General features: G+C 35.7%; 8 protein-coding genes, 1 tRNA gene and 1 pseudogene. 8 read left to right on the plus strand and 2 right to left on the minus strand.

All coding sequences use genetic code 11. The features are described 5' to 3' along the window. The 7 genes and pseudogenes from ACY65O_RS20300 to ACY65O_RS20330 form a co-directional block, all read left to right on the plus strand. Positions 1-195, plus strand: a pseudogene (locus ACY65O_RS20300) (hypothetical protein); the annotation flags it as partial. Between the two features lie 116 nt (positions 196-311). Further along, positions 312-941 (plus strand): DUF4294 domain-containing protein, encoded by a 630-nt coding sequence (locus ACY65O_RS20305; RefSeq protein ID WP_462222684.1) that lies wholly within the window; start codon positions 312-314, stop codon positions 939-941. Between the two features lie 80 nt (positions 942-1,021). Next, positions 1,022-1,591 (plus strand): hypothetical protein, encoded by a 570-nt coding sequence (locus ACY65O_RS20310; protein ID WP_462222685.1) that lies wholly within the window; start codon positions 1,022-1,024, stop codon positions 1,589-1,591. A 185-nt stretch (positions 1,592-1,776) separates the two neighbouring features. Further along, positions 1,777-2,550, plus strand: coding sequence for a bacillithiol biosynthesis deacetylase BshB1 (gene bshB1, locus ACY65O_RS20315; protein WP_462222686.1), 774 nt, complete (start codon positions 1,777-1,779; stop codon positions 2,548-2,550). A gap of 19 nt (positions 2,551-2,569) precedes the next feature. Next, positions 2,570-3,640 (plus strand): fatty acid desaturase family protein, encoded by a 1,071-nt coding sequence (locus ACY65O_RS20320; RefSeq protein WP_462222687.1) that lies wholly within the window; start codon positions 2,570-2,572, stop codon positions 3,638-3,640. Between the two features lie 100 nt (positions 3,641-3,740). Next, the gene (locus ACY65O_RS20325) at positions 3,741-4,151 is read left to right on the plus strand and encodes a DUF1003 domain-containing protein (protein WP_462222688.1); all 411 of its coding nucleotides are present in this window, start codon (positions 3,741-3,743) and stop codon (positions 4,149-4,151) included. A 139-nt stretch (positions 4,152-4,290) separates the two neighbouring features. Continuing rightward, on the plus strand, positions 4,291-5,952 hold the full coding sequence (locus ACY65O_RS20330; RefSeq protein WP_462222689.1) for a glutamine--tRNA ligase/YqeY domain fusion protein: 1,662 nt from the start codon (positions 4,291-4,293) through the stop codon (positions 5,950-5,952). Positions 5,953-6,030: 78 nt separating this feature from the next. On the opposite strand, the gene ACY65O_RS20335 is transcribed toward ACY65O_RS20330, so the two are convergent. Both ACY65O_RS20335 and ACY65O_RS20340 read right to left on the minus strand, forming a co-directional pair. Beyond that, positions 6,031-6,477, minus strand: a complete 447-nt coding sequence (locus tag ACY65O_RS20335) for a hypothetical protein (protein WP_462222690.1) — start codon at positions 6,475-6,477, stop codon at positions 6,031-6,033. Between the two features lie 47 nt (positions 6,478-6,524). Then, a tRNA-Cys gene (locus ACY65O_RS20340) sits at positions 6,525-6,595 on the minus strand. Between the two features lie 146 nt (positions 6,596-6,741). Between ACY65O_RS20340 and ACY65O_RS20345 the strand changes: the two genes are divergently transcribed. Continuing rightward, on the plus strand, positions 6,742-7,378 hold a 637-nt coding region (locus ACY65O_RS20345), incomplete at its 3' end, for a nucleoside phosphorylase (protein WP_462222691.1).

Here is a 7,378-nt window from a genome sequence, read left to right on the forward strand (position 1 = left end):
TTAAGATCAACCAATGTAATTGAAGTGGCAAAAATTACCGGTGCAACAGAATTTCATACTTCTGCCAGGGTTTTTGTTGATACACAAATGAATTTTGTTGTTGATGCAATGGAGGAAGATTTACAAAAAGTAATGGTTAGTGGAGAAGAAGTGAAAAAGATAGCTGAACTGCTGAAAAATCATGAGACCTGGTAAGTTACCCTGTCTCAAGCAACATTTAGGTTAAAAACCGTGTCTTATCTTAAAATTTTATGGTTACTTTAAGCATCTTACCGTATTAATACAAAAATGCTTTAGTAATTTTATACCCAATGCCAATCCGCAACAGTTCCATATCATTCAAAATTTTTGTACTGCTTTTTATATTATTTATTTCAACAAAAAATAATATTACGGTTGCACAAACAGGTGTTAACGATACCATTTTGGTATCAATGGTGGTTTACAATGGAGATACAATGGAAGCGAAAACATTGGTGGACGTTTCCGTAGCTGCATATCTTACCAAAAAACAAGTAGAAGCCAATGCCAAATGGACAAGGCTAAGAAATGCGGTTTATGTAACTTATCCATATGCCAAACGTGCTGGGGCAGTTTTAAACGATATCAACCTGAAATTAACTAATGTAACTGATAAAAAACTCCGTAAAGATTACATCAAATCAAGAGAAAAAGAGTTGAAAAAAGAGTTTACCGATCCGCTTACTAATTTATCCGTTTACCAGGGCAGAGTGTTAATGAAACTCATCAACCGGGAAACCGGTAATAATTGCTACGAAATAATTAAAGAATACAAAGGCGGAGTAACAGCCAGGCTCTATCAAACGGTTGCGTTTTTCTTCGACAGTAATTTAAAACAATCTTACAATGCCGCAGGCGATGATGCGGCTATTGAAAAAATTGTTATTGAAGTGCGGCGTATGTATGGTTATGGCAGTTAAGCAATATTGAGTAGCAGCATTCGGTAACAATGGCTACATTCGTCTATTTACAAGTTGTGTACCACTTTAAAAAAGATATTATGAAATATGCAAAATTTATAGGGTTGATTGCTACTTGTTTGATTGTTATTGCTTCTTGCAATAAAGACAATAATTTACCTCCAAATTCTATTGTAGGAACTTGGATATTTACAAATCAATTTACTCAAACATATTCCTATCCATCTATTTTAAATAACCCATTTCCAATTTCAGTATCAAGTTGGACGATTTCAGGTGACAGTATAAAAGCTACTTTTGACAATAATGGCAATTACTCTTTTGTAAATTTTCGTTCGCCAATAGATAATGGTACTTATACAATTTTACATGATAGTTTACTAATCATCAAGCCAGATACATCGGGGTTTATTAAGTTCTGTTATACAACCCTGAATTTTTATGCATTCTCTTGGACACCTGGAACTCCATTACCACAACTGCCCTACTCTAATTTTCATTTTACAAGCGATACAATTCTTTTTAAAAAATCAAATGTCGATAATATAATTTTTACAGCATTTTGGTTGACAAAAGCTTCAAGACCTTTACTACCAAGCGGAGACACGATAATTATAAATCAAGCAAATTCTAATTTTAAAAAACGTTGACATAAAAGTGGCGTATAACATTGGTATGCTCCAAGGTTGGCTGTTGAGCCAATTTACTTTTACCATCTAACCGTAGCCTTAATCAGTAAGATATTTCTCACTTTATCACCTTTACTGTTAATATGACTCCAATTTGGCCAAACAGCAACAGTTTACTACTTGAAACCTGCCAAAAAAAGTGTAGCTTGCATCCAGAAATTTTAGACTACAGAATGAAGTTAGATTTATTAGCCTTTGGTGTTCATCCGGATGATGTGGAATTAAGTTGTGCCGGGGTTTTACTGGTTGAACAATTGAATGGAAAAAAAGCAGGCATTATCGATCTTACACAAGGCGAATTAGGCAGCAGGGGAACAGCAGCATTAAGAACGCAGGAAGCTGCAGCCGCTTCAAAAATTTTAGGAATTACTGTAAGAGAGAATTTAAAAATGGCCGATGGTTTTTTTGCCAACGACGAAATACACCAGCGCAAAGTAATTACAGCTCTGAGAAAATATCAGCCTGAAATTATTTTATGCAATGCTCCAACCGATCGCCACCCCGATCATGGACGTTCGGCAAAATTGGTGGCAGATGCGGCATTTCTTTCGGGGCTAAAAAAGATTGAAACAACGGATAATGGAATGGAGCAGGAAGCATGGCGGCCAAAATATGTTTTCAATTACATTCAGGATAAATTTTTAGAACCCGATTTTGTAATTGACATCACAAATGTTTTTGAACAAAAAATTGAAGCAATAAAAGCATACGGTTCACAGTTTTATACACAGCATCCTGCGGACAGTGCCGAAAGTAAAGAGCCGCAAACTTATATTTCTACTCCTGATTTTTTAGACAGTGTAGTGTACAGGCATAAGTGGTTTGGAAAAATGATAGGTGTAAAATATGCGGAAGGTTTTATCACACAAAAAATGATTGGCTTAAATAATTTTGATGCCTTCATAAAAAATAATACTTAATACAACAAACAATATCATTATGTCAACCCCAAAATTCTTAAACGTAGCCGGTTCTACCTTTCATCAGGAACTTAAGAGAAGAGTAAACGACTATTTTACAAAATCACAAAAACCTGCTACAGGTAATTTTGGATTATATTTTAAAGCGGTACTTTTCTGGTCATCTTATGTATTGCTGTATGTGCATGTAGTTTTTTTTACACCTCCGGCATGGATCGCCATTTTAGAATGTGTTTTGATGGGAGGATTAACTGCAGCCATCGGTTTTAATGTAATGCACGATGGTGGCCACGGCAGTTTCAGCAACAGTAAATTCTGGAATAAAATTGCAGCGTTCTCTGTAAATGCATTGGGGGCAAGCGCTATTATGTGGAATAATAAACATAATATCATTCATCACACTTACACCAATATTGATGGTGTGGATGATGATATAGAAATTAAGCCCATGCTGAGGATGTGTGCCACACAAAAAAAATATAAAATTCACCGTTACCAGCATATTTATGTTTGGTTTTTATACACGTTACTTTTAATCATCTGGGTTTTTGCTACAGATTATACCAAGTATTTTAAAAAGAAAGTAGGCAGCGTGCCTATTAAAAAAATGAGCCCGTTCGAACATTTTGCATTTTGGACAGCCAAAGCCGGTTACTATTTTATGATGATTGTATTACCCATTATGCTTTTAGGTTTTGTACAATGGATGGTGGGATTTTTAATAATAGCAATGCTTGCCGGTTTAATATTGAGTGTGGTTTTTCAACTGGCACATACAGTAGAAGAAACAGCTTTTCCTGTACCGGATGCAGATATTAATAAAATAGAAAACGAATGGGCTATTCATCAAATAGAAACAACGGCAAACTTTGCAACAAAGAACAGGTTAATTTCCTGGTTGGTGGGTGGATTAAATTTTCAGATCGAACATCATCTTTTTCCAAAAATTTCGCATGTACACTACCCTGAAATAAGTAAAATAATTAAACAGACCTGCCAGGAGTATGGTGTAAAATATATTGAGTTCAGAAGAATGAGGCATGCATTGGTTTCGCATACCATGCATTTAAAAAGAATGGGAAGGGTTTAATTTTTAAATTTATTTTACCGGGCCTTTTTATTATCTCATATTGAATAATAAAAAGGCTTTTTTTATAGAGTAATATTTTAAATTGATTAAAATTATTACAATGGCAAAAAAGACCTGGCATACAAAACACAAAGAGACGTACACATTTGGCGATAAAATTGCTGACGCTGTTGCAAGCGGTATGGGCTCCTGGAAATTTATTATATGGCAGAGCATTTTTGTAATTATATGGATGATATTAAATGTGATCGGTTTTGTTCGCCATTGGGATGTGTACCCTTTTATATTATTAAACCTCATCTTTTCCACGCAGGCTGCTTATGCCGCACCAATAATTATGATGGCGCAAAACCGGCAGGCGGGAAGGGACCGCATACAGGCAGAGGAAGATTATCAAACCAATCTTGATGCAAAAAAAGAAATAGAAGCACTGCAACTTCACTTAAGTAAAATAGAGTCAGAAAAATTAGATAAAATTATTTTAATGCTGCAGGAAATGAAAAGCAAATGAGCCTGAAGGGTTGCAAACTTATTTTTGAAATTTAGAAAGTTCAAAGCATTTGCAAAAGGTTGCTAACCCTTTGTCAAACCATTTATCAAAAGACGTTTATAAATCATGTTTCCTTAAATTTGCTGTTCAAATAAAAAAGATGAGTGAAGAAAAGAGTTTAAATTTTATTGAAGAAATTATTGAAGACGATCTTAAAAACGGAAAACACCAATCCATTCTTACCCGTTTTCCGCCAGAGCCTAATGGCTACCTGCACATTGGCCATGCAAAAGCTATTTGCTTAAATTTTGGTTTAGGATTAAAGTATGGTGGCAAAACAAACCTGCGTTTTGATGATACTAATCCTGTAACAGAAGAAACCGAATATGTTTACAGTATTAAAGAAGATATACAATGGCTGGGCTTTAACTGGGCCAACGAATTTTATGCATCAGATTATTTTGATCAGCTGTACGCATTTGCTGTTGACTTAATAAAAAAAGGGTTGGCTTATGTTGATGATTTATCGGCAGAAGAAATTGCTGCATTAAAAGGAACGCCAACAGAAGCTGGTAAAGACAGCCCTTTCCGCAATCGAACCATTGAAGAAAATCTTTCTTTATTTACTGCAATGAAGGAGGATAAATATAAAGATGGCGAAAAAGTTTTACGGGCAAAAATTGATATGGCCCATGGAAATATGCTGATGAGGGACCCAATAATTTACCGCATTAAACATGCCCACCACCACCGCACGGGCGATACCTGGTGCATTTACCCGATGTACGATTTTGCCCATGGGCAAAGCGACAGCATAGAAAATATTACCCACAGCATTTGCACTTTAGAATTTATACCGCACCGTGAATTATATGATTGGTGTATTGAAAAATTAAATATTTTTCCATCGCATCAATACGAGTTTGCAAGATTGAACATGACTTATACCGTAATGAGCAAAAGAAAATTACTGGAGTTGGTTAACGAAGGTTATGTAACTGGCTGGGATGACCCAAGAATGCCCACACTCAGCGGCTTTAGAAGAAAAGGATACACACCTGAAAGCATCCGTTTGTTCTGTGATAAAATCGGCGTAGCCAAAAGAGAAAATTTAATCGACATTAGTTTACTGGAATTTTGTTTACGGGAAGAATTAAATAAAACTGCTTTGCGGATGATGGCGGTTTTAGATCCTGTAAAATTAATTATTACTAATTATGAAGAGGGTAAAACTGAAGAATTGATTAGCGAAAATGGCCCTGATGAAACTATGGGAAGCAGAACGATTTCATTTAGTAAAGAGCTGTTGATAGAGCGGGAAGATTTTATGGAAGTGGCGGCAAAAAAATGGTTTCGTTTAGCGCCGGGTGCTATGGTGCGTTTAAAAAGTGCTTACATTGTACAATGCGAAAGCTTTACAAAAGATGAGAGCGGAAATATTACCGCCGTACATTGCACTTACCTGCCCGAAACAAAAAGCGGCAGCGATAACAGTGGTATTTCAGTTAAAGGAACCATACATTGGGTAAGTGCTGCACATGCAGTAAATGCCGAAGTAAGATTGTATGATCGTTTATTTAAAGCAGAAAACCCTGCTGCTGAAGAGGGGGATTTTAAAGAAAATATCAATCCTGATTCTTTACAAATTATTAAAAACGCATTTATAGAACCTTCATTGGCTGCTGCAACTTTACAGGGCCGTTACCAGTTTTTACGCAAAGGATATTTTTGCCTGGATAAAGATTCCACCAAAGAAAAATTAGTATTTAACCGCACCGTTACTTTAAAAGATGCATGGGGCAAAGAAGTAAGGAAGAATTAATGTCTATATATGTGTCCTATGATCCAGTATGATTCAATTAAAAATACATAATGTAAATACTGGGTCAGCCCAAGAAACTCAAAGTGTTTCTTTAATTTTATTTTTCTCAGCTGCATTGCCCTCAATCTTCATGTTGGGAAAAACAGCAGCAACCAGCATTACCACTGTTGAAAATAACATAATAAAAATCCCTGCTTTTTTCTCGGGGCAATAAGCGTTATAGCAGGATGTATAGAGGATATAACTCTTAAACGCATACGCTAGTGTAAATGCACTTATAAAAAGATTGGTTCTCTTAGCCCATACTTTAGGTACAATCATAAGTATCAAAATAACTACTGCAAAAAAAACTAAAAAATTTCCAGGTTTGCCATATTGTTGTTTGTAAGAATAAAAACCTGTAAAAGTCCTTTCTGCTTCATTGGCAATATTACTGTCGGCATAATATGCCCAGGGCAAAAAACAGGATATTATTAAAGTAATGCAGGCTGCAATACCAAACCAGAATAATATTTTTGAACTCATAAAAATGTATTAAAAAAGCCCCGGACTTATATCGGGGCAATTTTTTGAGGTCCCTAGCGGATTCGAACCGCTGTAGAAGCTTTTGCAGAGCTTTGCCTAGCCACTCGGCCAAAGGACCAATTTACTAAAAAAGCTTTTTAGGGCTTTAGCCATCCGCTTCCTATTCTTATCGGGACGGACAAACGACCTTTTTTAGTGTTGCAAAAATAGGGTATTTTTAGGCAAAATTATTACACTGCTAAAATTGATTATCAAAAAAATAGTATGAACAGTATTGCTGCATCCGAACTTATTATAAACAAACGTGGCGCTATTTATCATTTAGATTGCCGGCCCGAAGAAATAGCTGCAACTATTATTACCGTTGGCGACCCTGACAGGGTAGGAGCAGTAAGTAAACATTTTGATTCGGTTGAAATAAAAAATAACCACAGGGAATTTGTAACCCATACCGGTTTTCTTAATAAAAAAAGAATAACAGTAGTAAGCACCGGCATTGGTACCGATAATATTGATATTGTTTTAAACGAACTGGATGCATTGGTAAATATTAATTTTGAAACAAGAACGGTAAAAGAAAATTTAACGCAATTAAATATTATAAGAATTGGTACATCAGGCTCTTTACAAATGGATATTCCGGTAGATAGTTTTGTGGTAAGCACTCATGGCCTTGGTATTGACAACCTGTTAAATTTTTACCGCCTTAATAATAATGAAGAAGAAAAACAATTGGTGCAATCTTTTGTAACACAAACGCAATTGAATAATAATTTTGCTCAGCCTTATATCAGCAGTGCAAGCGGCGCATTATTAAAAAATTTTGTGGATGGTTTTCATCATGGCATTACAGTTACCTGCCCCGGTTTTTACGGGCCACAGGGCCGGGTACTGCGTTTAG

It is taken from the genome of Ferruginibacter sp. (assembly GCF_031430955.1).
Taxonomy (GTDB): domain Bacteria; phylum Bacteroidota; class Bacteroidia; order Chitinophagales; family Chitinophagaceae; genus Ferruginibacter.